The 24,619-nt window shown below is 42.4% G+C and carries 37 protein-coding genes; 36 read left to right on the top strand and 1 reads right to left on the bottom strand.

The genetic code is table 11. The annotated features are described in order from the left end of the window. The first annotated feature begins 1 nt into the window (after window position 1). The 36 genes from M8E35_RS00545 (at window position 2) to M8E35_RS00375 (ending at window position 23,719) form a co-directional block, all read left to right on the top strand. Entirely contained in the window at window positions 2-334 is a 333-nt protein-coding gene (locus M8E35_RS00545; RefSeq protein WP_252466716.1) for a nucleoside triphosphate pyrophosphohydrolase family protein, read from the top strand. A gap of 140 nt (window positions 335-474) precedes the next feature. Then, window positions 475-1,374 (top strand): DUF5131 family protein, encoded by a 900-nt coding sequence (locus tag M8E35_RS00540; protein ID WP_252466715.1) that lies wholly within the window; start codon window positions 475-477, stop codon window positions 1,372-1,374. A 111-nt stretch (window positions 1,375-1,485) separates the two neighbouring features. Further along, window positions 1,486-2,175 carry a hypothetical protein gene (locus M8E35_RS00535; protein ID WP_252466713.1) on the top strand — a complete coding sequence of 230 codons (690 nt, stop codon included), beginning with the start codon at window positions 1,486-1,488 and terminating at the stop codon, window positions 2,173-2,175. Between the two features lie 283 nt (window positions 2,176-2,458). Then, a complete protein-coding gene (locus M8E35_RS26670; RefSeq protein WP_252466711.1) occupies window positions 2,459-2,824 on the top strand; it encodes a DUF5651 domain-containing protein in 366 nt (121 codons plus the stop codon). Beyond that, window positions 2,821-2,943 carry a hypothetical protein gene (locus M8E35_RS26355; RefSeq protein ID WP_289710604.1) on the top strand — a complete coding sequence of 41 codons (123 nt, stop codon included), beginning with the start codon at window positions 2,821-2,823 and terminating at the stop codon, window positions 2,941-2,943. Before M8E35_RS26670 ends, M8E35_RS26355 begins: the two co-directional genes overlap by 4 nt. Further along, window positions 2,944-3,297 (top strand): hypothetical protein, encoded by a 354-nt coding sequence (locus M8E35_RS00525; RefSeq protein ID WP_252466709.1) that lies wholly within the window; start codon window positions 2,944-2,946, stop codon window positions 3,295-3,297. A gap of 2 nt (window positions 3,298-3,299) precedes the next feature. Then, window positions 3,300-3,761: a hypothetical protein gene (locus M8E35_RS00520; RefSeq protein WP_252466707.1), complete on the top strand. Its 462-nt coding sequence runs from the start codon at window positions 3,300-3,302 to the stop codon at window positions 3,759-3,761. A gap of 136 nt (window positions 3,762-3,897) precedes the next feature. Continuing rightward, window positions 3,898-4,128 carry a hypothetical protein gene (locus M8E35_RS00515; protein WP_252466705.1) on the top strand — a complete coding sequence of 77 codons (231 nt, stop codon included), beginning with the start codon at window positions 3,898-3,900 and terminating at the stop codon, window positions 4,126-4,128. 213 nt (window positions 4,129-4,341) lie between these two features. After that, window positions 4,342-4,710 carry an HNH endonuclease gene (locus M8E35_RS00510; protein ID WP_252466703.1) on the top strand — a complete coding sequence of 123 codons (369 nt, stop codon included), beginning with the start codon at window positions 4,342-4,344 and terminating at the stop codon, window positions 4,708-4,710. A 63-nt stretch (window positions 4,711-4,773) separates the two neighbouring features. Then, window positions 4,774-5,541, top strand: a complete 768-nt coding sequence (locus M8E35_RS00505) for an HNH endonuclease (protein WP_252466702.1) — start codon at window positions 4,774-4,776, stop codon at window positions 5,539-5,541. A gap of 104 nt (window positions 5,542-5,645) precedes the next feature. After that, window positions 5,646-6,200 (top strand): hypothetical protein, encoded by a 555-nt coding sequence (locus M8E35_RS00500; protein ID WP_252466696.1) that lies wholly within the window; start codon window positions 5,646-5,648, stop codon window positions 6,198-6,200. Beyond that, window positions 6,193-7,884 (top strand): terminase TerL endonuclease subunit, encoded by a 1,692-nt coding sequence (locus M8E35_RS00495; protein ID WP_252466695.1) that lies wholly within the window; start codon window positions 6,193-6,195, stop codon window positions 7,882-7,884. Before M8E35_RS00500 ends, M8E35_RS00495 begins: the two co-directional genes overlap by 8 nt. A 19-nt stretch (window positions 7,885-7,903) precedes the next feature. After that, the gene (locus M8E35_RS00490; RefSeq protein WP_252466684.1) at window positions 7,904-9,136 is read left to right on the top strand and encodes a phage portal protein; all 1,233 of its coding nucleotides are present in this window, start codon (window positions 7,904-7,906) and stop codon (window positions 9,134-9,136) included. Continuing rightward, on the top strand, window positions 9,126-9,734 hold the full coding sequence (locus M8E35_RS00485; RefSeq protein WP_289710603.1) for an HK97 family phage prohead protease: 609 nt from the start codon (window positions 9,126-9,128) through the stop codon (window positions 9,732-9,734). The genes M8E35_RS00490 and M8E35_RS00485 overlap by 11 nt, the downstream gene beginning before the upstream one ends. Window positions 9,735-9,780: 46 nt before the next feature. Then, a complete protein-coding gene (locus tag M8E35_RS00480) occupies window positions 9,781-10,953 on the top strand; it encodes a phage major capsid protein (RefSeq protein WP_252466683.1) in 1,173 nt (390 codons plus the stop codon). A gap of 12 nt (window positions 10,954-10,965) precedes the next feature. Further along, a complete protein-coding gene (locus tag M8E35_RS00475) occupies window positions 10,966-11,157 on the top strand; it encodes a hypothetical protein (RefSeq protein WP_252466682.1) in 192 nt (63 codons plus the stop codon). Next, window positions 11,144-11,662, top strand: coding sequence for a hypothetical protein (locus M8E35_RS00470; protein ID WP_252466681.1), 519 nt, complete (start codon window positions 11,144-11,146; stop codon window positions 11,660-11,662). The genes M8E35_RS00475 and M8E35_RS00470 overlap by 14 nt, the downstream gene beginning before the upstream one ends. Window positions 11,663-11,676: 14 nt before the next feature. Further along, entirely contained in the window at window positions 11,677-12,006 is a 330-nt protein-coding gene (locus tag M8E35_RS00465) for a phage head closure protein (protein ID WP_252466680.1), read from the top strand. Further along, window positions 12,003-12,461, top strand: coding sequence for a phage tail terminator family protein (locus M8E35_RS00460; protein ID WP_252466679.1), 459 nt, complete (start codon window positions 12,003-12,005; stop codon window positions 12,459-12,461). The genes M8E35_RS00465 and M8E35_RS00460 overlap by 4 nt, the downstream gene beginning before the upstream one ends. Further along, window positions 12,454-12,882, top strand: a complete 429-nt coding sequence (locus M8E35_RS00455; RefSeq protein ID WP_252466678.1) for an HK97 gp10 family phage protein — start codon at window positions 12,454-12,456, stop codon at window positions 12,880-12,882. Before M8E35_RS00460 ends, M8E35_RS00455 begins: the two co-directional genes overlap by 8 nt. A 238-nt stretch (window positions 12,883-13,120) precedes the next feature. Next, window positions 13,121-13,951, top strand: coding sequence for a phage tail sheath C-terminal domain-containing protein (locus M8E35_RS00450; RefSeq protein WP_252466675.1), 831 nt, complete (start codon window positions 13,121-13,123; stop codon window positions 13,949-13,951). Window positions 13,952-13,964: 13 nt separating this feature from the next. Next, a complete protein-coding gene (locus tag M8E35_RS00445; RefSeq protein ID WP_252466672.1) occupies window positions 13,965-14,384 on the top strand; it encodes a phage tail tube protein in 420 nt (139 codons plus the stop codon). Window positions 14,385-14,402: 18 nt separating this feature from the next. After that, window positions 14,403-14,789: a phage tail assembly chaperone gene (locus M8E35_RS00440; protein WP_252466670.1), complete on the top strand. Its 387-nt coding sequence runs from the start codon at window positions 14,403-14,405 to the stop codon at window positions 14,787-14,789. Between the two features lie 151 nt (window positions 14,790-14,940). Then, window positions 14,941-16,584: a phage tail tape measure protein gene (locus M8E35_RS00435; protein WP_252466668.1), complete on the top strand. Its 1,644-nt coding sequence runs from the start codon at window positions 14,941-14,943 to the stop codon at window positions 16,582-16,584. 15 nt (window positions 16,585-16,599) lie between these two features. Then, window positions 16,600-17,022 (top strand): hypothetical protein, encoded by a 423-nt coding sequence (locus M8E35_RS00430; RefSeq protein WP_252466667.1) that lies wholly within the window; start codon window positions 16,600-16,602, stop codon window positions 17,020-17,022. 3 nt (window positions 17,023-17,025) lie between these two features. Continuing rightward, window positions 17,026-18,024 (top strand): XkdQ/YqbQ family protein, encoded by a 999-nt coding sequence (locus tag M8E35_RS00425; RefSeq protein WP_252466664.1) that lies wholly within the window; start codon window positions 17,026-17,028, stop codon window positions 18,022-18,024. Beyond that, window positions 18,021-18,272 carry a DUF2577 family protein gene (locus M8E35_RS00420; protein WP_252466662.1) on the top strand — a complete coding sequence of 84 codons (252 nt, stop codon included), beginning with the start codon at window positions 18,021-18,023 and terminating at the stop codon, window positions 18,270-18,272. The genes M8E35_RS00425 and M8E35_RS00420 overlap by 4 nt, the downstream gene beginning before the upstream one ends. A 1-nt stretch (window position 18,273) precedes the next feature. Then, window positions 18,274-18,708: a DUF2634 domain-containing protein gene (locus M8E35_RS00415; protein WP_252466661.1), complete on the top strand. Its 435-nt coding sequence runs from the start codon at window positions 18,274-18,276 to the stop codon at window positions 18,706-18,708. Continuing rightward, on the top strand, window positions 18,698-19,735 hold the full coding sequence (locus tag M8E35_RS00410) for a baseplate J/gp47 family protein (protein ID WP_252466659.1): 1,038 nt from the start codon (window positions 18,698-18,700) through the stop codon (window positions 19,733-19,735). The genes M8E35_RS00415 and M8E35_RS00410 overlap by 11 nt, the downstream gene beginning before the upstream one ends. Window positions 19,736-19,747: 12 nt before the next feature. Then, window positions 19,748-20,134, top strand: a complete 387-nt coding sequence (locus tag M8E35_RS00405; RefSeq protein WP_252466655.1) for a phage tail fiber protein — start codon at window positions 19,748-19,750, stop codon at window positions 20,132-20,134. Between the two features lie 10 nt (window positions 20,135-20,144). Then, window positions 20,145-20,948, top strand: coding sequence for a putative phage tail protein (locus tag M8E35_RS00400; RefSeq protein WP_252466651.1), 804 nt, complete (start codon window positions 20,145-20,147; stop codon window positions 20,946-20,948). 12 nt (window positions 20,949-20,960) lie between these two features. Further along, window positions 20,961-22,481: a hypothetical protein gene (locus M8E35_RS00395; protein WP_252466650.1), complete on the top strand. Its 1,521-nt coding sequence runs from the start codon at window positions 20,961-20,963 to the stop codon at window positions 22,479-22,481. Further along, a complete protein-coding gene (locus M8E35_RS00390) occupies window positions 22,481-22,690 on the top strand; it encodes a hypothetical protein (RefSeq protein WP_252466641.1) in 210 nt (69 codons plus the stop codon). Before M8E35_RS00395 ends, M8E35_RS00390 begins: the two co-directional genes overlap by 1 nt. Then, entirely contained in the window at window positions 22,687-22,866 is a 180-nt protein-coding gene (locus M8E35_RS00385) for a CD1375 family protein (RefSeq protein ID WP_252466639.1), read from the top strand. Before M8E35_RS00390 ends, M8E35_RS00385 begins: the two co-directional genes overlap by 4 nt. A 77-nt stretch (window positions 22,867-22,943) precedes the next feature. Then, complete coding sequence (locus tag M8E35_RS00380; RefSeq protein ID WP_252466636.1) at window positions 22,944-23,435, top strand: hypothetical protein; 492 nt, start codon at window positions 22,944-22,946, stop codon at window positions 23,433-23,435. 11 nt (window positions 23,436-23,446) lie between these two features. After that, window positions 23,447-23,719, top strand: a complete 273-nt coding sequence (locus tag M8E35_RS00375) for a hypothetical protein (protein WP_252466629.1) — start codon at window positions 23,447-23,449, stop codon at window positions 23,717-23,719. A 63-nt stretch (window positions 23,720-23,782) separates the two neighbouring features. On the opposite strand, the gene xerA is transcribed toward M8E35_RS00375, so the two are convergent. Beyond that, window positions 23,783-24,610: a site-specific tyrosine recombinase/integron integrase gene (xerA, locus tag M8E35_RS00370; protein ID WP_252466627.1), complete on the bottom strand. Its 828-nt coding sequence runs from the start codon at window positions 24,608-24,610 to the stop codon at window positions 23,783-23,785. Window positions 24,611-24,619 lie beyond the last annotated feature (9 nt).

Raw genomic sequence — 24,619 nt, 5'->3', positions numbered from 1 at the left:
AATGAAAATTAATGAATTAGTCAAGAAAGCTCATGAAAACGCTGTAAATAAAGGTTTCTGGGATGAAGAAAGAACATTCGGTGAGCAAATTGCATTAATGCATAGCGAACTATCTGAGGCTTTGGAGGAGTTTAGGAAAGGTTACAGTCCAAACGAAACCTACAAGCATTGTACAAAGGTAGATAAACCGGAGGGAATACCAATTGAATTAGCAGACACTGTAATTCGCATATTCGACACTTGTGGACGCTACGGAATAGACCTACAAGCTGCTATTGATCTTAAAATGAAATACAACGAAGGAAGGCCGCGTAAGCACGGAAAGGTCATATAGAAGGAGGATTGAGATAATGTGTAAATGCCTAACTTCCTGCAAAGGACAAGCTTGCCAGTGCAAGACTTGTGTAGATAAGGGCAAGTGTGGATATGTGAGAATTGATTTTTGTCGATGGGATGAGATTGGAGGGAAGAAACGTGGCTGAAAGTAAAATTGAGTGGACTGACGCTGTATGGAATCCTGTTACTGGCTGCTCAAAGGTATCTGCCGGATGTGCGCACTGTTATGCCGAGCGATTATGGCCAAGGTTAAGAGCAATGGGCAATCCTGCTTATAAAGACCGTAGCTTCAATGATGTGGCTTGTCATCCAGAGCGATTAGAGCAGCCGTTGGGATGGAGAAAGCCGCGAAGAATATTCGTTAACTCAATGAGTGATCTTTTTCACCAAGATGTTCCTCTTTCATTTCTTTCTGAAGTTTTTGACGTTATGAGATTAGCAAAACAACATACCTTCATGATTCTTACAAAGAGGCCGGAAGGATTGAAATGGTTACGATTGAACGGGCCTATTTATGATGATAAACCATTGCCTAATGTCTGGTTAGGTGTTTCAGTCGAGAATCAAGCAGCGGCTGACGAACGGATACCACTGCTCCTTCAGACACCAGCTGCAGTAAGATTTATAAGTGCAGAGCCGTTATTAGGGCCAGTTGATCTGCAATCTGATATTTTAGGTGATACATTATGTCGTTGTGGTGGATGCATGGATTTTGCCAAGGATAATCCGAATGATTGGGGAGCTCAAAGAATTGATTGGGTAATCGTTGGCGGAGAATCAGGGCCGGGAGCAAGGCCTGTACATCCGGATTGGGTAAGGAACTTGAGGGATCAATGCCACGGGTCTAAAGTACCGTTTTTCTTTAAACAGTGGGGTGAGTGGGGATGGTATCAGGGTGGTCACCATAGTATGAAATACCCTGGGACTTTTGTTGATGATGAAAGATTTAAGGCGTGGATGGTACGTGTTGGCAAAAAGAAAGCCGGACGTGAACTAGACGGACAAACATGGGATGAAATGCCGGAGGTGTCGAGATGAGCGACCAAAACGCCTGCCCTTACTGCGGATTAACTGTAATCCACACAGGCGGCTGCATTCAGTGCCCAGATCCGGCTTGTGGATGGAGTCAGTGCGGATAGGAGGGAAATCATGGAGAGAGTAACTACCAGAGAATTATATTCACAGTTACAAGATAGACTCATGATTGAGTTAGGGGAAAATGAAATACTTTGTCCAGAATGCAAAGGCTTACGGTTTGTTTTTGTTGAACGCGGCGAGAAGGGCTATATCGAACATTGTAAGCGCTGCTATACGGGGAAGCAGTACATCTGCAAACGTTGCGGAAAAGGCAATAAAACTGACCATTGCGAATGCGAAGAGGCGCGGCAGGAACGACGAGATAAATTCGATCTTGAGGAATCTCGAAAATCAGCGGCAGCATATGAAAAGGCTGAAAAGGTAAATTACAAGGATTATGACGGATATTTTCTTTTGCCGCATAGCGAGCGCCTTCAAGAAATCGAAGATGTAAGAGACTGGATTTACGACAAGTTATCCAATGGCGAAGATGTCCCGGAGTATTTGTGGGCAGTAGAAGGCGAAACTCATTTTTCAATCGACTTACAAGACGTTATATCCGAAAAATGTGAAGATGGCTACGAAGATATGTACAGTAACCTTAGTACGGGAAGTCCGCTGATTACACAGGCTCAAGAGCTAATTAATCAATGGGAAAAGGAACAAGGCGAGAGTTTATATCTTTTCACTGAAACTTATAAAAAAGCGGTTATCATAGAGGATCTAATAAATGAAGTAAGATCAGAAATAGCGATACTATGAAACAGCTAAAATATGGCGGTCAACTCTACAACGCATGTTCACCACGACAGGTCAATGGAAAATGGATGTGTGATGCGTGGAAGTGTGGAAGTGGTCGAGTCGTTAAGAATTTCAGGGTACTGAATGCGCTTGGTGAAATGTTGATTCGGGGAAAGAGGGCTGTTTTATGAAATCCTACCTCAACCGAACCGAGAAAACTCAAGCCCTAACGATAGCATCCTTCGTGGCCTATGTCACTGACACGGCGAACGAATGGGCCAAGCACAGTCGAGACAAAGACGCCGTGAAATCTCTCCGTATGGCTAAGTCGTTTATGAGCAGAGCGATGGACTCGTTATTCAAAGGCCTGGATCCTCTGGAGATCAGAAAAGTCCTTAATCAAGTCTCGAAGATGGAAATTGTCGTCAAATACTCGGACGAGGCGGCTAGGGAATATAAACGGATGCAGGAGATCGACGGAGTGACGCCGGTGAAGACTGATGACTTTTATGAGATATGTGGACAGGCGTTGGGGATTTGTTCGAGTTGTGAGGACAGGTCGAGGGATTGCAGGCTAAGAGAGTTGTTTATCCAGTATGATGTGCCGGTTGCTAATCTTAGTCCGAGGCCGGGAGAGTGTCCGTATTGTGTGGAGGAGGTAAGTGCGTGAGAATTTTTAGTGCTATCTTTGGGATTATAAGCATTGTTTATTTTGCTACAGAAAATATGGATAATGCTATTTTTTACATGGCCCTTGCGATATGGGTTGAACCGAAAGGGGATAAGTAAATGAGCAGCGATATCATTCACTCTATCAGCCCCAAGAACGTTGAGAAAACCAGATGCGGTCTAAAGTCACCACATTGGCAGCGTCAACACGGTATTCCAGACGAACGAGTCACCTGTAAACGATGCTTAGTTCACATCCAGCATGAGAAAAAGCTAGCAATAAGACAAACTAACAGCCGGTTACTGAGACTTCTTGAGTTAATTAATATTTACAGTCAGGCTGAAGGAGTTTTAAAGTCGGAGTTTGAAGCATTCGCAGAGTATGAAGAGCCAATTGAAACCGTTGAGGATCTTATTAGCGCCATGGAAGAAGAGATGAGCTATTGGGAGCCTGAGGCTGCAGAGGGGGAATAATAATGAATTACATCAAAGAGGCCGAGAACATCCTCTGGTACTATAACGACTTATACCGTAGTGTCGAGAACATGAACCGAGAGATAGCTAAGATTGTCAGTCGCCAAAGCCCGAGCACGCTGAACGCTATCAGCCTTGAGCCAACAGGGGTCCGCGGCAGTGGGGATGCAGACGATAATACGTATAACCTTATGTTTAAGATCAAGACGTTGATGGATAATCTAAATACGACGATGACAGAGTTAAGTAAGGTTGACCAGATGCTTGATGATATCAGTCAAGAGCCTGGGTGTGAGCTGTATGGGCAAGTATTAAGAGAGTGGTATATTGTGCGGACACCGAAGGAAGAGATAGCCAGCAACATCGGGTATTCCCATAAGAGCACAATCTACCGGCTCAAAGATAGGGCGATTAAGAAGTTTGCTGTCAGGCATTTTGGCCTTGAGGTTATGAAAGTTATTTAGAATCGTTTTAGATAAGCGAAAAAGAGTAGACGGTTTTTTGACTTTGGCTGATATATAATGCTTGTATCGAGATGTGTAAAGAGCGTTCCCAAACGAAGGGGAGCGCTCTTCTTATTTGCATTAAGGTGGTGATAACATGATTACGTCACATCAACGTGGTCATTTAATTAAATACATAGACGGCGCATGGGTATACGCAGACACTAACGAATCAATTACCACTGAAAGACCATGTGCAAGATGCGGAAGGCCACCAACCCATGAAGGGCATGATGAGTGCCTTGGCATCATAGATGGAGCAACGTCTGCATGTTGCGGTCATGGCGTTGAGGATGGCTATACAGTAAGTGGTGATCATCATGGCTAAGCCAGCTTTCTCTTGCGTAGGATATGAGCCCAGGAAGTCAGGGCTCAATCCTAATTGTGGGAACTGCAAACAATATAATGGGAAGACATGTTTGGTTAAGACAGTGTTGAATGAGTTGTACGAAGAGAGCCCTGGGTTTAGGGCGATGGATCGGATGATGCGTGGGAATCGCGCATCAAGGATAGACTGATGTTAAAGAGTTGCAAATACTGCATGAAGATCCACGATAGCAAATATGATTGCGGGAAGAAACCTAAGCGAAAGAAGCAAGGCAACGATAAGGATAAATTCAGATCAACCCAAGCTTGGCAAAAGAAAAGGGAAGAGATCAAGCAAAGAGATAACTACTTATGCCAGGTGTGTATCCGAAAACTATATGATACACATAACCAGTACACCTATAGCGACTTGCAGGTACACCACGCTGTTCCATTAGAAGAAGACTTTGATAAGAGATTAGACAACGATATCCTACTGACTATATGCGAGAGGCATCATGAGATGGCTGAGAACGGAGAGATACCCATACAAGTGGTACTTGATATTGTTAGAGAGCAGGAGGAAAGACAGAAGTTTAGTTGAGAAGTTTGCTGGATAAAAACCAGCCACTTCTCTTTTTTGTTGCATAAACAGAAAGGAGAAGTTATGAGCTACAAAAAGACAGAGGAAGAAGTGCGGAGAGTAATCAAAGAAAAATATTCTGATTATGAGTATACAAGAGGATATATCGGAGGAAGGGGATTCTTATATCTTAAGTGCAGAACATGTGACACTGTTTTTAAATATAACGCCCAAATAGTGAGGGATAGCAGAAATGCAAGTAATACCAAAATATATTGTGCGAACTGTAGAGCGATCGAAGCTAAACAGAACAGGCATCTAAGATATGAGGAAGCTAAGGCAGAGAGAAAAAAGATAAAATTATTAAAGATAAGGGAAAAAGAAATAATTCAGTTAAAAGAAAAAGAGCTGAAACTAAAAGAAAGATTACGTAAATATGTGTGCGCTGAATGCGGAGCAGAGTTTGAATCTATACACCATAATGCTAAATACTGTTCAGATGTTTGTAGAAAGCGAATAGAGAACAGGTACAAAGAAGTAAGCAGAAGAAAACAGTTAAAAAGAAATGGAAAAATCGATTACTCAATAACCTTGCCTAAACTAATCATAAGAGATAATGGCATATGCGCATTATGTGGGGTGCAAGTAGATGTAGAAGCTTATGATAATGATGGAGATATATTCATAGCTAAAGGAATGTATCCATCGATAGACCATATAATCCCTGTGTCAAAAGGCGGAACACATACATGGGATAATGTTCAACTAGCGCATTGTAAATGCAATGCGGATAAAAACGATTCTTTGAATTTAAAATTTGAATCACAAGGCAATAAAACAAACGCAATATAACCCCCCACCAAACTTTTTTGATATTTCCGAAAACCTCCAACACCACATGCCCTCCTCTGAAAACGATATATTCCCACATCAGCTTTTGAAAGGAGACGAAAACAATGCCTACACCTCCAAAACCATTCACAGTATTGAAATCAGAAAAGAAATCACATCGCACCAAAGCTGAATTAAAGCAGAGAAAAAATGGCGAAGAGTCACTAACAACCGGCGTAGCATTGAAAGCTCGTCTCGAAGTAAAAAGAAATCGAGTGGCTTATAAAGAGTTTAAAAGACTAAATGATCTACTTGGAGCCATAGGCAAGAACGATGCAATTTACGAAACAATTATTAATCGGTATTGCCTAATGATTGCCGAATGCTCTGATCTCGAAACTAAAAGAGAAAAGATTTTCGATTCCGCAACAATACTTGAAGCAAAATTAGAAGAGAGGGGCGGAGATGCATCGTTTGATGAGCTCAGACAAGCGATAAATGATATATCCCATATATATGGGATGATGATAGCTTGTGACAAGCAAGTTCAATCTAAACGCAAGATGCTTCTTGATATCGAGAAAGAAAACATTATGACCATCGCGGCAGCACTAAGGAGCATACCAAAGAAGGAAGAAAAGTCATCTAATCCACTGTTAGAAGCCTTGAGAGATGGTTAGGGATAGTAAGGCCTATCAATATGCCGGATGGTGCACGAAAGATGGCAATCGCAAAGTCGGGGTATATATCAAAAAGCAAGCGCAATCATGGATGGATATTGTTGACGGTAAGAATTCAGAAGCATACGTTGACGAGAATACATACGACAAGATTTGCAAGATACTAAAACTCATGATTCACCCGGACTTACAATGCTCCATGCACGATGGACTTGAAGATTATGCATGGTTCCTAGTTGTCGCAACGCTTTGTACAAAACTTAAAAATGATAAAAACATGAACATCAGATATTATATAACCGCCTTATTGGAGATAAGTCGTAAGAATTTTAAGACATTCAATAGCGCGGTTATTTTTATTTTGTTAATGCTTACCGATCCTCAATTCTCACGTTTCTTTTCCGTGGCTCCCGACTTAAAACTCTCTAAAGAGCTGCAGTTAGCAATTAGAAAGATTATCAAGGTTAGCCCGGCATTAGCTGATGATGACACATTTAAGGTACTAAGAAGTGAAATACGCTGCCTTATCACTGACAGTGAATATACACCGTTAGCATACTCTGAAGATAAGATGGACGGTAAGCTTGCAAATGCATTCCTGGCTGATGAAGCCGGGGCTATGGATAGTTACCCTATTGAGGCCATGAGATCATCTCAGATAACCTTGTTTAATAAGCTTGGAATCATCATTAGTACCCAGTACCCAAACGATAACAACGCCATGATAGACGAGATCGACATATCAAAGAAAGTGCTGGACGGACTAGCCGATAATAAGCGTAGATTTGCTTTACTGTACGAGCCAAACGATGAGTTTTTAACTGATGACAAGTGGCAAAAGGAAGATTTAGTTATCTACCAGAGTAATCCGGTAGCAGTAGCTCACGAATATATCTTTGAAGCCATAAAAGACATGCGGACTATGGCTATTCTTTATGAAAACAAACGGGAAAATTACCTCTGCAAACACAATAATATCAAGTATAAAGGCCTTGGAGTAGAGGGCTATATTGAAATAACCAAGGTCAGAGAATGCAAAATTAAAGAGGATTTATCTTTTTGGATAGGCAAGAAGGTATATTTAGGGCTGGATTTATCACTCACTGAAGATAATACATCGGTTGCAATGGTTTGCGAATACGAGGGAAAGATCTACGCAAAAGTTTGGGGCTTTATACCAAGAGACAAGAAAGACCTCAAGAGCAAGAAGGAAAACGTTGATTACAACAAGTTAATTCGGCAAGGAGTTTGCTTTGAGTGTGGTGATGAGGTTATAGGATACGACTTTGTAGAAAGACACATCATTGGACTTGAAGAAAAATATGGCGTAGAAATCGTACAGATTGGCTATGACCGGATGAACGCTATCAGCACAGTACAAAAGCTTGAAGCTGCCGAAAAAGAGTGCGTTGAAATCAAGCAACACAGTTCAGTTTTACACATGCCAACCAAATTAATCAAAGAATTTATTTTGAGCAAGAACTTTAGGTACGATGAAAACCTGATGCTGGAGATTAACTTCCAGAATGCTCGATGTACAGAGGATACTAATCTCAATAAGTACGTAAACAAGAAGAAATCAGCCGGTAAGGTTGATATGGTAGTGGCATTAATAAATGCCACTTATTTATTGCAACAAGATATGTTGTTTGGGGAGGATGACTTTGATGTTCAGGTTATCTAGGAAGGTGGTGAGATTGTAAATGTGGCCATTTAGCCAAAAGGAAAAAAGAGCAGATGTAACAGCAGTTGAGCCAACGACAGACGATGTGTTATTAAGGGCTCTGCTGGGATCTTCAGCCGTAACAAAGACAGAAGCCTTAAACATTCCAAGTGTAAAAAGTTGCATAAACTTTGTTGCAGATACTGTATCTATGCTGCCAATTAAACTTTACCAAGAGAAAGACGGGAAAGCAGAAGAAGTCAAGGGGGACAAACGAGTAAACCTACTAAACGACGATACGGGCGATACACTAGATGCAGTACAGTTTTGGAGGGCTTTAATTAATGACTACTTTCTCGGGAAAGGGGGCTATGCCTATGTAAAGAAAGAAAGGAATCAATTCGAAGGGCTATATTACGTCGATGAAACAAGCGTATCCGTTAACAAAAATGTAGACCCCATATTCAAGGATTACGATATTTTAGTCAATGGAACGACGTATAAGCCTTATGAATTCTTAAAAATACTTAGAAATACCAAGGATGGGGCAAAAGGCGTAAGTATTATTGAGGAAAACAGCTTAATCCTAAGCGTTGCCTATAATTCTCTAGTGTATGAAGAGAATCTGGTCAAAAAGGGCGGAAATAAGAAGGGTTTTCTGAAATCCACCAAGAAGCTCACGCAAGACGCCATTGATAAGCTAAAAGAGGCTTGGAGAAATCTTTATAGCAATAATACCGAAAATGTTGTCATTCTTAATGACGGTATGGATTTTAAGGAAGCGTCGAATACATCCGTAGAAATGCAGCTTAATGAGAATAAAGAGACTAATTCGGCGGAAATTTGCAAGATAATTAACATACCGATAAACATTATTAAAGGAATTGCATCTTCTCAAGAATATAGCAATGCCTTTAAAATGGGAGTTATGCCGGTGCTGAGGGCAATTGAATGCGCTTTAAACAAGGACTTGCTTCTCGAAAAAGAGAAGGGGTTCTTTTATTTTGCCTTCGATACGAAAGAAATGCTAAAAGGTGATATCAAAGAGCGCTTTGACGCTTACAAAACAGGCATTGATGCTAATTTTCTTGGCATCGATGAGGTGAGATTTATGGAGGATTTGCCATCGTTGGGCATTGAATGGATCAAGTTGGGCTTGGACAGTGTTTTATTTAATCCAAAAACTCATGAGATATATACCCCGAATACAAATAGTGCGCAAAATATGCAAAACTTGAAAGAAAAAAGCTTGAAGGGGGGTGATGAAGATTAGAATTGAAATTAGAAACGATAGTGTGCTCCTTGACGGCTATGTGAATGCAGTTGGCAGGGACAGTAAGCCAATCATCACTCCGCGTGGTAAATGCGTCGAGCAGATTGAGCCAAGGGCATTTCAGCGTGCCTTAGACAGAACAGAAAACGTTGATTTATTGCTCAATCACGACAAGACAAGGAAGCTCGGATCAATCAAAGACGGTAACATTGAACTCTTTGAGGATAACATTGGCCTTCGAGCTATTGCCACCGTAACTGATCCTGATGTTATCGAAAAGGCGCGGCAAAAGAAGCTCAGAGGATGGTCGTTCGGGCAGTATGTAAACAAGGACAGGATGGAGGAGCGGGCTGATCAGCTTCCACGCCGTCATGTAGAAGATCTAGACCTGTTCGAGGTGTCAATTATCGATGACCGTATGTCTCCGATTTATACCGGCACATCAATAGAACACAGGGCTGAGCAAGAAGTTATTGCCGAACAACGCGGAGATGAATTCAGGGCTATCACGGTGGAAATTGAACAACCAAAGGCTAAAGATGAGCCAATTGACTACTCTGGGTATGAAAAAAGAATAAGTGATCTTAAATGCTGCTAAATAAAGCAGCTTATTTTATTGCCAAAATGAAAGCGAGGGAAAATTAATGAAAAAGAAGATTCGTGTTCCTGAATTCCGGGCAACCCTGAAAAGCTTAAATGAGCAAAGAAATGACAAGGTAACAGAATTACAAGCGCTTGTCGATACTGCCAAGGGTGAAACTAGAGCTATGAGCACCGAGGAAATGGAAAAATTCACCGCGTTGGAAGCTGACATTGCCAGTATTGATAAGACAATCAAGGCCGAGGAAAGAGCCAGAGATTTGACTCTTAATGTTATTGATGACAAGAAAAAAGAGGAATTGAGAGCTGAAGAACTCGAAGAAAGAGCTTTCTCCAACTACATCAGGGGAATCGTCGAGCAGCGTGCTGACGTAAACCTTACCACAGGTGATAATGGCGCTATCATCCCTTCCTCTATAGCCAATAAGATCATCAAAAAAGTGTACGACATCTGCCCTATTTATCAGTTGGCTACTCGTTATAATGTTGGCGGCACCTTAAGCGTCCCTTATTACGATGAGTCAACCCAAGCCATCACCATGGCGTATGCTACCGAGTTTAGCGACCTAGAGTCAAAGTCTGGAAAATTCCTTAGCGTTGAACTAAAAGGGTTCCTAGCTGGTGCTCTTTGTAAAGTATCTAAATCATTGGTCAACAACAGCCAATTCGATATTGTTAACTTTGTAATCGGTGCTATGGCTGACTCTATTGCAAAATGGATTGAGAACGAACTACTTAATGGTACCACTGATAAAGTAGCTGGATTAAGTGGCGTAACACAAAAAGTAACTGCGGAAGCCGCAATCGCTATAACGGCTGATGAATTAATTGATCTTCAAGAGGCCGTTCCAGATATGTATCAGGGCGGAGCAATTTGGATTATGAATAAGGCGACAAGAACCGCTATAAGGAAGCTAAAGGATAGCAACGGGGATTACATCCTAAACAAGGATGCTACAGCAAGATGGGGTTACACTTTGTTCGGGAAAGACGTCTACGTATCTTCCAATATGCCGACTATGGCTATCGGGAAAACAGCAATCTACTATGGAGATATGAGCGGATTAGCCGTCAAACTTTCCGAAGATGTGAGCATCGAAGTCTTGCGCGAAAAATTTGCAACCCAACACGCTATCGGTGTTGTAGGTTGGATGGAGATTGACTCCAAGATTGAGAATGCGCAAAAGATTGCTAAACTTGAAATGGCTGCAGCCTAATGGAGGTAGCATATGAAGATTAAAGCGCTAGTAAGTTTTGCTGGTGCTTTTTCTATGCACAAGGGTGAGGTTAAGGAGTGTAGTGACAAAGCTACGCTCCAAGATCTTTTAAAAGCCGGGTACATCGAGAAAGTAAAAGTGCAAAAACAAGAAGCTAATATGGGTGAGCCTGAAAAGGGCGTGAAGTCCGATGCCAATAACTAAAGTAAGTGAGATTACTAACCTAGAATTAGCCGAGTATCTAAGGCTTGAACATGCGGACTTAACAGATGTAGAAAAAGCAGAGCTGGATACATTACTGAATGTGGCAAAATCATTTGTTAGGGCCTATACAGGGATAAATGATGTTGATGTATCCAATGAGGTTGTTGGAACTGGAGATGGGGCAAGAAGCGTATTCAATGTTCTCTGCACTCCAGTAGTGCCAGATTCGCAAACGATTTACGTCAATGAAGTGGCCAAAGCAGAAGATACGGACTACTCTTTTAACGATACTTCCGGAGCCATTGGGTTTAAAACTGTTCCGGTTCTTGGGGACGCTATCGCTGCAGATTATAAAATTGGCTTGGATGCATATGCTGATTTTGTAATTGTGGTCTATATCTTAGTGCAGGATATGTACGACAATAGGACCCTGTACGTGGATAAAAATAATCTCAATAAAGTGGTTGATACGATATTGGGTATGCACTCAATTAATTTACTATAGGCGGTGATGCCTGTATGAACCCGGGAAAGTTAAACAAAAGAATCGACGTTTACTCCAAAGTTGAAAAAAAAAATGAACTCAAGGAAGAATACTTTGATTTTGAAAAACAGAAAACCATATGGGCGCAAGTGATGCCGCAAACGTACAACATGCAGCGAGCTCAGGCAGAAACCATGCTCACAAACGTAACGCACAAATTAATAGTGCGGTACAATGCTGGCAAAAGCATAACAAAGAGCGATTACATCATGTTCGGTGATCATCGCTTTGATATTGAATTCATCCTTGATCCATATTTTGCACACAAAGAACTTGAGATATTTGTCAAGGAAGTGATCGAATGACGGTTAAGTTAGAGGATATCCTGACAGCTGTCAATGAAAAGATCATCGTAAAATACCCAAGCATAAGCGTGATGGCGTCCGAAGATGTAAAGGAGGGTTTCATAAGGCCTTCCTTTTTCACGACTTTGGAAAACATTTCTCGGACTGATTACTTGCGCAAGTTTATGCGCACTCTGACGGTAGTAATCTACTATTTCCCCAGTGACAGGTACAAGTACAAGCTTGACACCATGGAAAAAACGCAAGCAATAGAGTCTATGTTTGCTCATGGATTGAAAGTAGGGACTCGGACAATACAACTCGTAGACAGTGTTGAGTCGGACGTGACAGACGGCGTTCTTTCATCGCGCATGGAGATGCAGTACTACGATGTTGACGATGAAAGTTCCGGGGGTGGCGGTGAAACGGAAGTCAAAATGCAAGAGCTTGATTTCGGGGTGAGTCAAGATGTTTGAAGTGGAACATATAGGCCTTACTGAATTCCGTGAAAATATCACCTATCTCGAACGCAACTTTCCGCGAGAAGCAAAGCGTATGTTATCCAGAGTAGGAAACAAGGCGAGAACTATCGTTCGCCGCAAAGCTAGGGAACTTGTAAAAAGGCGTACCGGTAATTATCAAAGGTCAATCAAGCGCGGCAAGGTTTTTGAGGATAGAAGCAGTAGTGGCGATCTAACCGTAAGGGTATATTCATCCTCAAAAATTGCACCACACGGCCATTTAATTGAACGTGGGCACAGAATTGTAGATAAACATGGCAATGAACACGGCTTCAAGCAAGGATATCTTGTCTTTGATAAATCGAAAGAGGAAATAGAGAGAGATTTTGACAGCATTATAATTGCTGAATTCGACAGAGTGTTAAGTAGGCTGTAAAAGGGGGACACGAAGAATGGGACTACCTATTATTGATTTTATTTTTAAATCACTCGCGGTTTCTGCGATAACAAGGAGTGCGCGCGGAGTTGTAGCGTTAATACTGCGAGACGCGACTGATACACCTACGTTCTACTCGTATAACGATGTAACTGAAGTAGTAAGCGAGGATTGGACAGCAACAAATCTGCAGTACATCAAGGACGCTTTCCTTGGCTCCCCAAACAAAGTCATCGTAGTGCGTGGAGCGGCAGCGGATATTGATTATACCACTCAACTAGGAACGCTGGCGTTAAAGAAATGGGATTGGATGGCAATACCAGGGATTGCCGTTGAGGATGTAGCGGATGTAAGCGTCTGGCTCATAGCTCGGCGCGCAGCCAAGAAAACGTTTAAGGCGGTACTGCCAAACTCTGTTAGTGACCACGAGGGCATTGTAAACTTTGCAACGGCAGGGATAGTGGTAGGGGCTAACACTTACACTGCAAGCCAGTACACGGCACGGATAGCTGGGATACTATCAGGCTTAAGCCTTACTAGATCTGCGACTTATTTCATCCTGCCTGAGGTTGAAGGCATTACTGAGTCGGCAGAACCTGACGACGATATCGATGCAGGTAAACTAATTCTGATTAGTCAGAATGGTGTTATAAAAATTGGGCGTGGTGTAAACAGTCTAACAACTACGACTGTAAGCAAATCTAAGGTATTCAAGAAGATCAAAATCGTTGAGGGTATTGATCTAATAAAAAGTGATGTTTCGAAAGCCTTCGCAGATGAGTATGTCGGTAAGGTAGTCAACATCTACGATAATCAAGTACTCTTCATCACGGCGGTAAATAGCTATTTACGCAGCCTTGAAGGTGATGTTCTCGACCCTAAGGGTGAGAACACCGTAGGCGTGAATGTAACAGCACAGCGCGCAGCATGGGAAGGCGTGGGGACTGATACCACGGAAATGACAGACCAAGAAATAAAAGAGAAAGCCTTCGAATCTAATGTGTTTCTTGGCGGCAATCTTAAATTCGCCGATGCGATGGAGGATCTCAGTTTTGAAATAGCTATGTAAAGGGGTGGCATAAATGGACGTAAGTAAAGTTATTAACGGGACCTTCGGAAGCTTGTGGGTAGACAATGAGTTGTGGCCTGAGGTTGATAAATTTGAGGCTAAAGTCGCCCTTACGTATGAGGAAATTAACATTGCGGGGAGCCTTGGGACTCACAGAAAGCTTGTAGGCCATTCAGGAACAGGTACAATGACTGTCAAAAAAACAAGCAGTCGTGTTGGTAAAAAAGTAGTCGCAGATATCAAGGCTGGAAGAACACCACGAATGAAATTGGTTGGGAAATTAGACGATCCTGACGTTGTAGGGGCGGAAAGGGTGGCACTGTACGACGTTACGATAGACGGGATCGAATTAATGAAATTCGAACAAAAAAAGTTGGATTCTCAGGATGTCGCGTTTGCATTTAGCAATTTTGAGTATATCGATACAATTTAATAGGGGGGAGAGAAAAAAGTGAGCAAAGTACTATCGATCCAAGAGCTTATAGCCCAAAAAGAGAAAATCAAAAACAAAAAAGCGAAGGTAGCTACGCTTTACGTTGAATCGCTTGAATCAAATATCGTTGTTTGTTCCCCTGGTACGGCTGATATGCTGGAAGCTCAGAGCGCAGGTGATAAGGACGCTGCCAGGGCAGACAGTTATTTGTTGCTGCAGTGTGTCAAGGAGCCAAATCTAAAATCGGGTGAACTGCAAAAAGCGTACGGCTGCATTGAACCGCTAGATATCGTGCCTGCCATCTTCCTACCAGGCGAAGTGTCGGCGATAGCTATTGAAATCATGAAACTAGCCGGGTACGGATCCAGCGTTAGCAAGGTCGGTAGCGACATAAAAAACTCATAAGTAGTGACATAGATTTATATCTATGTCACTACTACATTCAACGGGGCCACAGACTGGATTATCTACTCGGGCTCACACAAGCCGAGAAAGAGTTTTTCATTCAGTCTATGGTCCTTTACGGCGAAGAAGAGGCGAAAAGGTGGGGTGACTAGTGGCGGCAGCAATAGAACGGCGTATGACCTTGCGTGATCAGGTTACTCCCACAATGAACAACATTAATCGGAGCACGATGGCCTACGAGCGGAATTTAAGATCCTTGCGCAATACAGGTCAAAACTCATTTAATAGCTTAAAGAGCGGCCTATTGGGTATGGCTGCAACGGCGTTTGCGGTAGTAAAGTCGGTAGCAGCAATCAATGAAATGGAAGAAGCTTACAAAAAACAAATGACAGCCGAGGTCAAGCTGCAAGCGGTGTTTGACGCCACCGGCAAAGCAACAAAGGCGCAAGTTGATGAGTTAAAGAAGTACGCTTCGATACTCCAGGGAACTGGGATCATAGGCGACGAAGTGACCTTGGGCGGTATGCAACAGTTGGCCACGTTTAATGTTACGAACGACACAGTTAAAAAACTGTCACAAGGTATGGTGGACCTCCTAGCTCAACAAAAAGGGTACAATGCCACGCAAGAGGATGCTGTGACGATTGGTAATATGATCGGTAAAACCATGGACGGAAGTGTCGGTGCGCTGAAAAAAGTCGGAATAAGCTTTACCGAAGCGCAGGAAAAAATTATTAAGCACGGTAACGAGCAACAAAAGGCTGCGGCATTAGCTGAAGTACTCCAAAAAAATGTTGGTGGAGTAAATGCGGCGCTTGCGAACACTGACGCGGGAAAGATTATCCAGGCTAATAATGCCCTTGGTGACATGAAGGAAGTTCTTGGCGGTGCGGTTACGAGAATAAAGGGTGAATTCGCAAAGGCGTTCATGGATAATTTGCCGGTCATTGAGGCGCAAGTCAATGCTGTCAAAAACGCCATAATATCGTGGGTCGATTCTGGCGGGATACAAAATATCATAGACTACATGCGGACGGCAGGCGGTGTTGTGCGCGACCTCGCACCTTTATTCGGCGGATTAACTATGGTATTGATAGCTTACAAAACAGCTGCGGTCTACGCCTGGATAGCACAAGGCGGACTAAATGCGGCACTGAGGGCTAATCCCATCGGAGCTGTTGTAATGGGGGTCGTAGCATTAGTTGCCGTAATAACATGGATGCGTAAAAACTGGGAGCTTGTACAAATTACGTTTATGAATGGCTGGAACGGAATAGCATCCTACACTGAGACGGGTGTAAATGGGTTAATAAGCGGAGCGAATACGATATTAAGCGGGTTTAGCTATGCTGCCCAAAGTATAGGCTACTTTTTTTCACAAATGTGGAATGGTGTAGTTTCACAAGCGGAAAGTGCAGTAGGTGCCCTGCTCACACCAGTAAACGCAATCCGTGGTGCATTGGGGCAAGAAACTATAAAAGCTGACTTCTCCGGCGTAAAAACATCAATGGAAAGACCAACGTTCGAAAAACAAAACATAATTCCAGAGGTTAAGATTAAACGCTTTTCCGAGGACGCAATATCAAAGCTAGATGAAACCAGGAAGGCAAAAGCCGAGGCACAGAAATCAAATACCTTAGCCAACGCTCTACTTGCAAATGCAAACGCAGTTAATGCTAATACTGATGCCACAGATAGTAATACTGGTGCGCTAGGCAAGAAGAGCAGCGACTTAACCGGCGAAGAAATAGCCGATAAGCTATTGCCGAGACTTGAACGATTTGTTTACGGGTAAAGGGGGTGACAAAGCATGATAAAAGTATACCTGTCAATCAACGACAATAGCGAAGTACTCCTGCTCCCCGTCACGCCCTCAGAGTACGAGATAAAAGAGAGTTGGGACAATAAGCAAATAGACGGACTGTACCAATCACTAAATATCGTTACTAAAAAAGGATTAAGCACGATTGATTTGGAATCTTTTTTTCCTGTCAAGGAATACCCATTTGCTTTAAATAAGACAATGTACGGCAGTGACTACGTAGACACGATAAAGCGATGGTGGGACTTAAGGATTCCGATTCGCTTGATCATTGTTAATACTGATCCGAGTATTAAACTCGATACAGTCAACATGCTCGTTACAATAGATAGTTTTACGCACAGAACCGCCACAGATGGTGATATATATTACACATTGGCACTCAAAGAATTCCTACTTGTGGTGGTGTAGCTTATGTTCAAGATAACGCTAGTGAAAAATGACGGCTTGAAATCATACGACCTAACGCCTGTTGTAAACGGGATAAGTTGGGACAGCAATCTGTCTATCGCTTCAGTGATGGATTTTACTACCTTTTGGGGGCGAAGCCCATATCCTAATAATCCGGTTGAACTAGGTGACCTCGTTGTAGTCACAAAAGATGGGGTCGAAGTTGATAGAGGTATTGTAGTTAAAAGCAAACAGAACGATTCAATAACTATATCATACACAGCCTTCGACTATGGCTGGTATCTAGGGAAAAGCAAAAGCGTGTACCAATTTAACAAGATCCCTGCAAAGCAGGCAATTACGAAAATACTAACCGACTTTGGCATGCCGATTGGAAGCATAACATCAATGGATAACTTGATTGATTCGGTTTTTGTGCAAAAAACACCTGCCGAGATCATCACTACGATTATAAAGGCGTACGAACGTCAAACAGGTGTAAAAGTATTCTCAGAGCTTAGAGAAGGTAGAATTTACATTGAAAAGATGTCCGATGCAGTAATTATTGGAAAGTTTAGTCTTGCATCCGGCATGGGAGATATAGACGTTCTTGGGGCGACACTAGGAGCGGATCGGACGCGAAGCATCGAGGAGCTACGTAATAGAATAAAAATTATTACAGCATCTCAGGATGATTACCAAACACTTGCGCTCGCGGAAGATACGGTATCGGAAGGTAAATACGGACTATTAGAAGATACCTATAAGATTGATGAAGCTGACGCAGCCAAAGCGCGACAAGTAGCTAAAATCTTATTACAAAGGCTTAACAAGGTCCACGAAACGAACAAAATAAGACTCATGGGGGATATTGCATTTAAGGCCGGACGGCTATTTGATGTTGTTGAGCCCGAGACGGGAATGCAGGGCAGATACATGATCACGCAAGCAAAGCACAATGTCGATGCCGGTGGCGTGCACACCATGGAACTAACGCTGACACTCCCGGAGGATATAGCATGACGAACTTAGAAAAATTAGCTGATCTCTTTAACAACCGAAACAACCCAGATGTTATCGGAATAACCACGGGCAAGGTTATTTCTACAACTCCCCTGAGGATATCTTGGGGAGATAGCGTTGTTCTAGAGAATGATAAACTGGTATTGGCTAATCTAATTAAAAACGGATTACTACTAGGAAACACAGTTATTATGATTCCTGATAGTTCCTATAAACTGTTTTATATAATTGATAAGGTTGGTGCTTAAGATGCTGCCTAATATTTCAAGGCTAGAAATATCGTCTACAGACGTGGAGCAGGTAACAAGCCAAGCGCCTGCGCACAAAACGTTTGCATGGGATTTTGAGGCTGGCGATTTTGTACTAAAAGACGGGAAGATACCGGAGGTAACTGGCGCGGAATACGTGAAAGTGTGGGTCGAGAAAGCTCTGCGCACAATAAAGGGGATAATTATATACGAGGGGACGGATTACGGATCAGCGCATCATGGACTAATCGGTAGGTCGTTCGACAGGGAATTTACTCATGCCGAGCTGGAACGCACGATCAAGGAAGCGCTACTAATAAACAGTGTAATTACAAGCGTTAGCAACTTTGAGGTTGAAACAGACGAAGATCGAGTGACATTAAGCATGACGCTAAATACGATTTATGGGGAGGTGATTATGAGTAATGTCCAGTGAAGAAATATCGACTCGAATGCTAGGGAATATACCCACTGAGGTAGATAAATCAGAGGGATCCTTTTTTTATGACGCGATTAAGTCTGTGGCTATTGAGTTAGAAACAAAACAAGAAGAAATTAGTATTGCACTAGGTCGGGGCTTTGCAACTACTGCAGAGGGTGAATATTTGGACCGCAAAGTATCAGAACAGAATATCACGCGTAAACCCGCTACAAATGCAACGGGAAACGTAACAATAACTGGTCAGCATGGAGCGATTATAAAGACAGGCATGAAGGTGTCTAGCGCGTCATTAACCTATACTTACGATTCAGAGGATAAGGTCATTGGCGTAACAACTATAGAAACAGTGATGGTTAAATGCGATACCCTTGGAAGTATCGGGAACGTGCCGTCTGATACTATAAAATTCTTTCCAGTGTCTGTCGCGGGGCTGTCAGCAGTTACCAATAATGATGCTTTCACAAATGGTTATGACGGAGAACCAGATAATGAATTGCGTGAAAGATACCTTGAGAAAATACGGACACCGCCTACAAGTGGAAATAAGTACCACTACAGTAACTGGGCAAAAGAAGTGACCGGTATTGGCGATGCTAAGGTATTTCCTCTGTGGGCAGGAGCCGGGACCGTAAAAGTAGTCATTATCGACAGCAATAAACAGCCCCCAGGATCAGAGTTAGTAGTGGATGTGGCAAACAACATCGAGGACCATCGACCAATCGGCGCAACAGTTACCGTTGAGGCCGCCGCGGGTAAGGACATCGATATATCCGTAAGTCTAACAATTAGCTCTGAATACACGCAGAATCAAGTCGAGATTAATATTCAAACGAATATTATCGCTTACCTAGCGGAAATTGCTTTCGTGGAAACATACGTCAGTTTTGCAAGGATTGGCAGCCTTATTCTCGGGAGCGAAGGTGTTCTGGATTACACAGGCCTAACAGTCAACACGGGTACCGCAAATATTGCTATTGCTGATACCGAGGTGGCGATTCTCGGCATAATTACATTAACTTAGGAGGTGGCTTATTTGAGTCAGTTATCTGATTACCTTGAAAATGCACTAATTAATGCTGTACTCCGGAACACAGCATACAGCTCACCAGTGACCGTATATGCGGCACTTTTCACCTCTGATCCGACAGATGCAGGAACTGGTACGGAAGTAACGGGCGGTGCCTATGTACGTATGCCAGTTGCATTCACGGATCCGACCGATGGGCAGACCAGCAATTCTGCCGATGTCCTATTCCCGATCGCAACAGCAAACTGGGGAACAATTACGCACGTTGGGCTATATGACGCACTAAGCGGCGGAAATCTTTTGTTTCACGCGCCGCTGGAGTTTTCTAAGGTTATAAATATTTCAAGCCAGTTTAAGGTTCCGCAAAACTACCTAATCGTACGACTTAAGTAGGTGATTGAATATGCCGGCAATTCAGCAGCAAACATGGGATGAGATACAGGTCCTGACATGGGGTGACTTAGATCAGAACCTGTATCTTGATTTTCGTATAGCGTTAGTAGATGGGCTTATTGAAGCGCAGGCTCAAGGTGTTGACCTAAGCATTGGTAAGTCAGCAATTGAGGGTATTGTGGAGATGCTGGTCCAGGGAGTTAAGATTGAATTTTCGCCAGCAATCGTACAAGTCCGGGCAGAGATTGTTGTTTCGTCCAATGTTTCCAGACGTGACTATAAAGGAGATATGCTAAAGTTACTCCCTAGTTACTACAACAACTCCAGGTTATTTGGTAGTCTCCTGGATACTTATACTAAAGAGCTTCGAGGGCTAGAATTCAAGCTAGACACCGTTCAAGATAGTTATTTTGTCGACAGTGTCGTGGAGAATATTATCCGATGGGAGCAGGATCTTGGTATTGCTTCTGATGTCTCTAAACCATATAATTTCAGGCGCGAGAAAGTTAAGGCTAAGCTTAGAGCGGTAGGTACCACGACAAAGGCCATGATCGAGACGGTGGCTGCAGCATTTAGCGATGGGCAGGTTGAGGTAATCGAGGACAATGCAAGCTATGCCTTCCGAGTTAAATTTACCGGGACAAAAGGAACGCCCGCAAATATGACTGACCTTACAGCGATCCTAGAAGAGATCAAGCCCGCGCACCTTGCATTTTCTTATGATTACACCTACAACACTTGGAGTTTTTTGGCTGATAAGACGTGGCAGGAAGTATCGGCTTTAACCTGGGCAGAGATACAGACTTTTAACTAAAGGAGTGATGAAATGCTCACGACAACCAATTACGGCTTAAAAAAGCCGGAGCTTACTGACAATGTCAAGATATCAGATTTCAATGAAAATGCGGACATTACTGACGCTCAATTGAAGACACAATCTGATACCCTTACTGCGCATTTGGCGGAAGAAGCGACACAGGATGATCTCGGGCATATTCGACTTTCCGACTTTCCGAAACCACTGGACTATGGTAGGTATCAAGCTGAGTTTGGCTTTGATAACTCTGTGTTATATAGTGCTGGTATTGGCGCAGATGGTGCAGGATTAGACCATACAATAGTGAGGGATCAATTACAGTCGGGTGATGCCCATCAAACTTACGGCAATTATGTACGGGGGCAGCGAATCTTAAATACCAACTACGATTATATAAGCGATTTTACATTCTACGTAGATAGTATTGTCGGTACTGCCCCAGACGCTAGAGTGTCTGTTAGGAATGGCATTACTTATGAAGTGTTAGGTAGTAAGATAGTCACACCTATATTAGGGTCAAATAAAGTCGTTTTTGATAGCTTGGTCGATATTAGGGGTTTGTCCAATATAGTGTTAGCCATAGATACAAACGGCGCTGGGAATATAAGCAATCAATTTGGTATCGCGAGGGCTACTAGCAATTTAGTAGAAAATGAAAACTTTTTTTACTCTAACGATTTGTGGGTTACGCCCCAAGAATCTCTTGTGCATGAGCTTAAATATAGTGTAACTGCCCTTACGAAATACACTTCTGGCACAATCGCTAAAACTATTAACCCTCTATACCTAAAAAAATACGGAAATTTAAAATTCACAAAGACTACTCCTGTTAATACGAGCGTGGTCTGTGATGTGTTGGATAGTTCGGATAATGTGTTAAAAGCAGATGTGACTAGTATTACGGATTTAAGTGACATCGACCCTATCACATACCCATCACTCAAAACTCGTTGGACATTATCTCGTAACTCAATAACTGACGAGTCACCTACTGTAAGTGATCCTAGTTGGACTTGGGAGGGTTCTCTTTATGATGGTGCGTGGGAGAAGATTGCCGAACAAACTCTTACGAGTGCTACCGCACAAGTTGATTTTTCGAATATACCAAGTGGATATAAAAACTTTAAGATATTTTATAATACAAGAAGTAGCTTATCGACCAACAGAAAGATATTATTAAGATTTAACGATGATACATCAACAAATTATAGGTATCAATCGACTAATTTTTTTGATACAACGGTGGGAACTGGGGAGTTTTTATTGCAAACGTACATTGGTTTTAGCAATGCTTTGTCAGCGTCCACTGGAAACCATTCGTTTGGAATAATAGATGTATCAAATTTCGATTATTCTAAACCAAAACGCGTACACAACATACATTATTTCGACACATCTACTTCATTATATACATTTATTGTAAGTGGGTCGTGGGAAAACGCGATATCGGAAATAAATAAAATATCATTCGTGGCTGAAGCAGATAGTATCGGGATAGGTAGTAGATTCGTTCTATGGGGGTGTAAGTAGTGGCGGATAAATTAGTTATAAATTGCTCAACCAGAGAAGCTGTAGAAACTATATTTACACCCGAGGAAATAGCACAACAGGAACAAGATAAATTAGCGCAAGAAGAAAAAGAACAGCTAGACTTACTCATACCAACCATAGAAGAGGTTGCAAAAGCTGAGTTTGATTTAAAAACCATTACATTATTACAGGAGGTAGGTTTACTATGACAATTGTACAAGAGAAGTTAATTAACGCTTATACAACATTGGTTTTAGCGGGTAGAAAGGTCATCGAGGACGTACCAGAAACCGCTGTATTACTGGATGATGGAGTAACAGAAAGCACCATGAGAGCAGAGGTTGATATAAAGGTGGCTGAACGAACAATTGCAGTATTAGGTTAATGAACATTTGACGCATTATATGCAGCAAAACGCCCTTACAAGAGGGCGTTATTTTATTGTCCTAAGGAGGGGTAAGATTGTTTAGATTTAAAATTTATTCCAGGAATTACGAATGTCTCTCGACTGACGTTAAGGTAACAGAAGGCATCGAGAACGGATCGACCTTGACGGAGATTGATACAGGGAACGAATTTATCTTTAGCGGCACAGCCTGGGTTCCTAAAATTGTTAAAACTTCTATAAATGGGAGTTTAGCGAAGACTGTAAAGGTAATGACTGATAAGGTAATTGTCGCTGGAGCAACTTATACAGCACCTCTTGAAGATATGACTGGATATTCAAAGATTGCCGGTATATCTATTGCGGATGCAAGTCACACATATACTTTAAACTGCTCCTATAGCCCTGATGGGGTTTTGCTTACCATACCGGTTGCCTTAAGCGCGTCAGGCGTGGCAGTATCAAAACACGGGGAAGCTACAGCCCGTGGGGATTACGCAGCGATACAAATTATAAACGGCGACACAGTAAGCAGGACATATAATGCGTGGATGCGCAAGTTAGTGTAAGGAGGCTGAATATGAACGATTTAATTTCTAGATTAGAAACTAACGGCTTAATAGATTCAAACGGAAACATTATTCTAGACGAAAACCAGTGTGTAGAGCAACAGACTTTTACAATTTTCTTTGGGGATATTTTTAATGATCCGAGCATTACGGATAAGTACGTAGCATTAAGTGGCGAAATTTCCTTTCAATGGGGAGACCCACAGCAAATAATAACCACTACTTCTGAATCTATGGGTTATCAACAATTCTTCGATCAATGGCACCAACTAGGTATTATCTAACTTCGCTAAAGACTGCTAAAACGAAGATATGTAATAAAGCCCCCATTTTAGGGGGCTTCCGAGTTAGCTAACCAAATACTTATCGTACATCTGAGCCATCGCCGAGGCATTAACGTGAGTATATTTCCTCGTTGTATCCGTGGATTCGTGCCCAAGTAGTCGGGCGATAAAATCTATGTCTGCTCCCTGCTCATACATTCCACTGGCAAAAGTGTGTCTGAGCATATGGGGCGTAACCGCATCCTTGATTCCTGCTTTTCGGGCTTGGTCTTTGATCTGCATTTCAACGCTGCGGACCGTTAAGCGTGCGCCATACTTATTAGTAAACAATGCAGGGTTATCATCTTTCCGAGTGTTAAGGTAGCTGATCAAGCAGAACTTAGCAATCGGCCCGAAAAATACCAACCTCTCCTTATTGCCTTTACCGGTTACCCTGATCTGACGGTTGGCCATAGATAAATCATTCCTGTCGAGGCTAACGAGTTCGCCGATCCGCATACCGGATGATACCAGCAACTCCATTATGGCTTGATTGCGAGGCGATTTAGAATGCCAGCGTAGTAATTCAACATCCTCATGGCTTAGGTTTCGCGGGAGCGAAGCCGGCTCCCTTGGTGTCTTAATCTTTTTGGTGGGGTTTCGCTCGATATATTCCTCATTGATTAGCCATGAATAAAATGCCTTGAGGGTTGATATCTTGCGGTTTACAGTGCGCTGGGCCATCTCATTGAATTGGATTAAGTACCCTCGTAGATCGTTGGTTGTAGTATCAATTGTGGGCTTGTCCAAGTGAGAGGCAAACTTTTTTAATTCCATTCTGTATTGATCGAGCGTCCCGGGCGCTAGGCCATCTAATTTTCGTGCGGTTAAGAATTCTTTAACATATCTCATATTCTTTTC

The sequence above is a fragment of the Desulfosporosinus nitroreducens genome, from assembly GCF_023897015.1.
Lineage (GTDB): Bacteria > Bacillota > Desulfitobacteriia > Desulfitobacteriales > Desulfitobacteriaceae > Desulfosporosinus > Desulfosporosinus nitroreducens.
The sequence above is the reverse complement of the archived record's forward strand: the minus strand, read 5'-3'. Positions and strand labels throughout refer to the sequence as shown.

What these genes read in the sequence shown, in the direction of transcription:
- M8E35_RS00545 (WP_252466716.1), top strand. Translation starts at nt 2, where the DNA reads ATGAAAATTAATGAATTAGTCAAGAAAGCTCATGAAAACGCTGTAAAT.
- M8E35_RS00535 (WP_252466713.1), top strand. Translation starts at nt 1,486, where the DNA reads ATGGAGAGAGTAACTACCAGAGAATTATATTCACAGTTACAAGATAGA.
- M8E35_RS00525 (WP_252466709.1), top strand. Translation starts at nt 2,944, where the DNA reads ATGAGCAGCGATATCATTCACTCTATCAGCCCCAAGAACGTTGAGAAA.
- M8E35_RS00520 (WP_252466707.1), top strand. Translation starts at nt 3,300, where the DNA reads ATGAATTACATCAAAGAGGCCGAGAACATCCTCTGGTACTATAACGAC.
- M8E35_RS00515 (WP_252466705.1), top strand. Translation starts at nt 3,898, where the DNA reads ATGATTACGTCACATCAACGTGGTCATTTAATTAAATACATAGACGGC.
- M8E35_RS00510 (WP_252466703.1), top strand. Translation starts at nt 4,342, where the DNA reads ATGAAGATCCACGATAGCAAATATGATTGCGGGAAGAAACCTAAGCGA.
- M8E35_RS00505 (WP_252466702.1), top strand. Translation starts at nt 4,774, where the DNA reads ATGAGCTACAAAAAGACAGAGGAAGAAGTGCGGAGAGTAATCAAAGAA.
- M8E35_RS00500 (WP_252466696.1), top strand. Translation starts at nt 5,646, where the DNA reads ATGCCTACACCTCCAAAACCATTCACAGTATTGAAATCAGAAAAGAAA.
- M8E35_RS00495 (WP_252466695.1), top strand. Translation starts at nt 6,193, where the DNA reads ATGGTTAGGGATAGTAAGGCCTATCAATATGCCGGATGGTGCACGAAA.
- M8E35_RS00490 (WP_252466684.1), top strand. Translation starts at nt 7,904, where the DNA reads ATGTGGCCATTTAGCCAAAAGGAAAAAAGAGCAGATGTAACAGCAGTT.
- M8E35_RS00485 (WP_289710603.1), top strand. Translation starts at nt 9,126, where the DNA reads ATGAAGATTAGAATTGAAATTAGAAACGATAGTGTGCTCCTTGACGGC.
- M8E35_RS00480 (WP_252466683.1), top strand. Translation starts at nt 9,781, where the DNA reads ATGAAAAAGAAGATTCGTGTTCCTGAATTCCGGGCAACCCTGAAAAGC.
- M8E35_RS00475 (WP_252466682.1), top strand. Translation starts at nt 10,966, where the DNA reads ATGAAGATTAAAGCGCTAGTAAGTTTTGCTGGTGCTTTTTCTATGCAC.
- M8E35_RS00470 (WP_252466681.1), top strand. Translation starts at nt 11,144, where the DNA reads ATGCCAATAACTAAAGTAAGTGAGATTACTAACCTAGAATTAGCCGAG.
- M8E35_RS00465 (WP_252466680.1), top strand. Translation starts at nt 11,677, where the DNA reads ATGAACCCGGGAAAGTTAAACAAAAGAATCGACGTTTACTCCAAAGTT.
- M8E35_RS00460 (WP_252466679.1), top strand. Translation starts at nt 12,003, where the DNA reads ATGACGGTTAAGTTAGAGGATATCCTGACAGCTGTCAATGAAAAGATC.
- M8E35_RS00455 (WP_252466678.1), top strand. Translation starts at nt 12,454, where the DNA reads ATGTTTGAAGTGGAACATATAGGCCTTACTGAATTCCGTGAAAATATC.
- M8E35_RS00445 (WP_252466672.1), top strand. Translation starts at nt 13,965, where the DNA reads ATGGACGTAAGTAAAGTTATTAACGGGACCTTCGGAAGCTTGTGGGTA.
- M8E35_RS00430 (WP_252466667.1), top strand. Translation starts at nt 16,600, where the DNA reads ATGATAAAAGTATACCTGTCAATCAACGACAATAGCGAAGTACTCCTG.
- M8E35_RS00425 (WP_252466664.1), top strand. Translation starts at nt 17,026, where the DNA reads ATGTTCAAGATAACGCTAGTGAAAAATGACGGCTTGAAATCATACGAC.
- M8E35_RS00420 (WP_252466662.1), top strand. Translation starts at nt 18,021, where the DNA reads ATGACGAACTTAGAAAAATTAGCTGATCTCTTTAACAACCGAAACAAC.
- M8E35_RS00415 (WP_252466661.1), top strand. Translation starts at nt 18,274, where the DNA reads ATGCTGCCTAATATTTCAAGGCTAGAAATATCGTCTACAGACGTGGAG.
- M8E35_RS00410 (WP_252466659.1), top strand. Translation starts at nt 18,698, where the DNA reads ATGTCCAGTGAAGAAATATCGACTCGAATGCTAGGGAATATACCCACT.
- M8E35_RS00400 (WP_252466651.1), top strand. Translation starts at nt 20,145, where the DNA reads ATGCCGGCAATTCAGCAGCAAACATGGGATGAGATACAGGTCCTGACA.
- M8E35_RS00395 (WP_252466650.1), top strand. Translation starts at nt 20,961, where the DNA reads ATGCTCACGACAACCAATTACGGCTTAAAAAAGCCGGAGCTTACTGAC.
- M8E35_RS00385 (WP_252466639.1), top strand. Translation starts at nt 22,687, where the DNA reads ATGACAATTGTACAAGAGAAGTTAATTAACGCTTATACAACATTGGTT.
- M8E35_RS00375 (WP_252466629.1), top strand. Translation starts at nt 23,447, where the DNA reads ATGAACGATTTAATTTCTAGATTAGAAACTAACGGCTTAATAGATTCA.
- xerA (WP_252466627.1), bottom strand. Translation starts at nt 24,610, where the DNA reads ATGAGATATGTTAAAGAATTCTTAACCGCACGAAAATTAGATGGCCTA.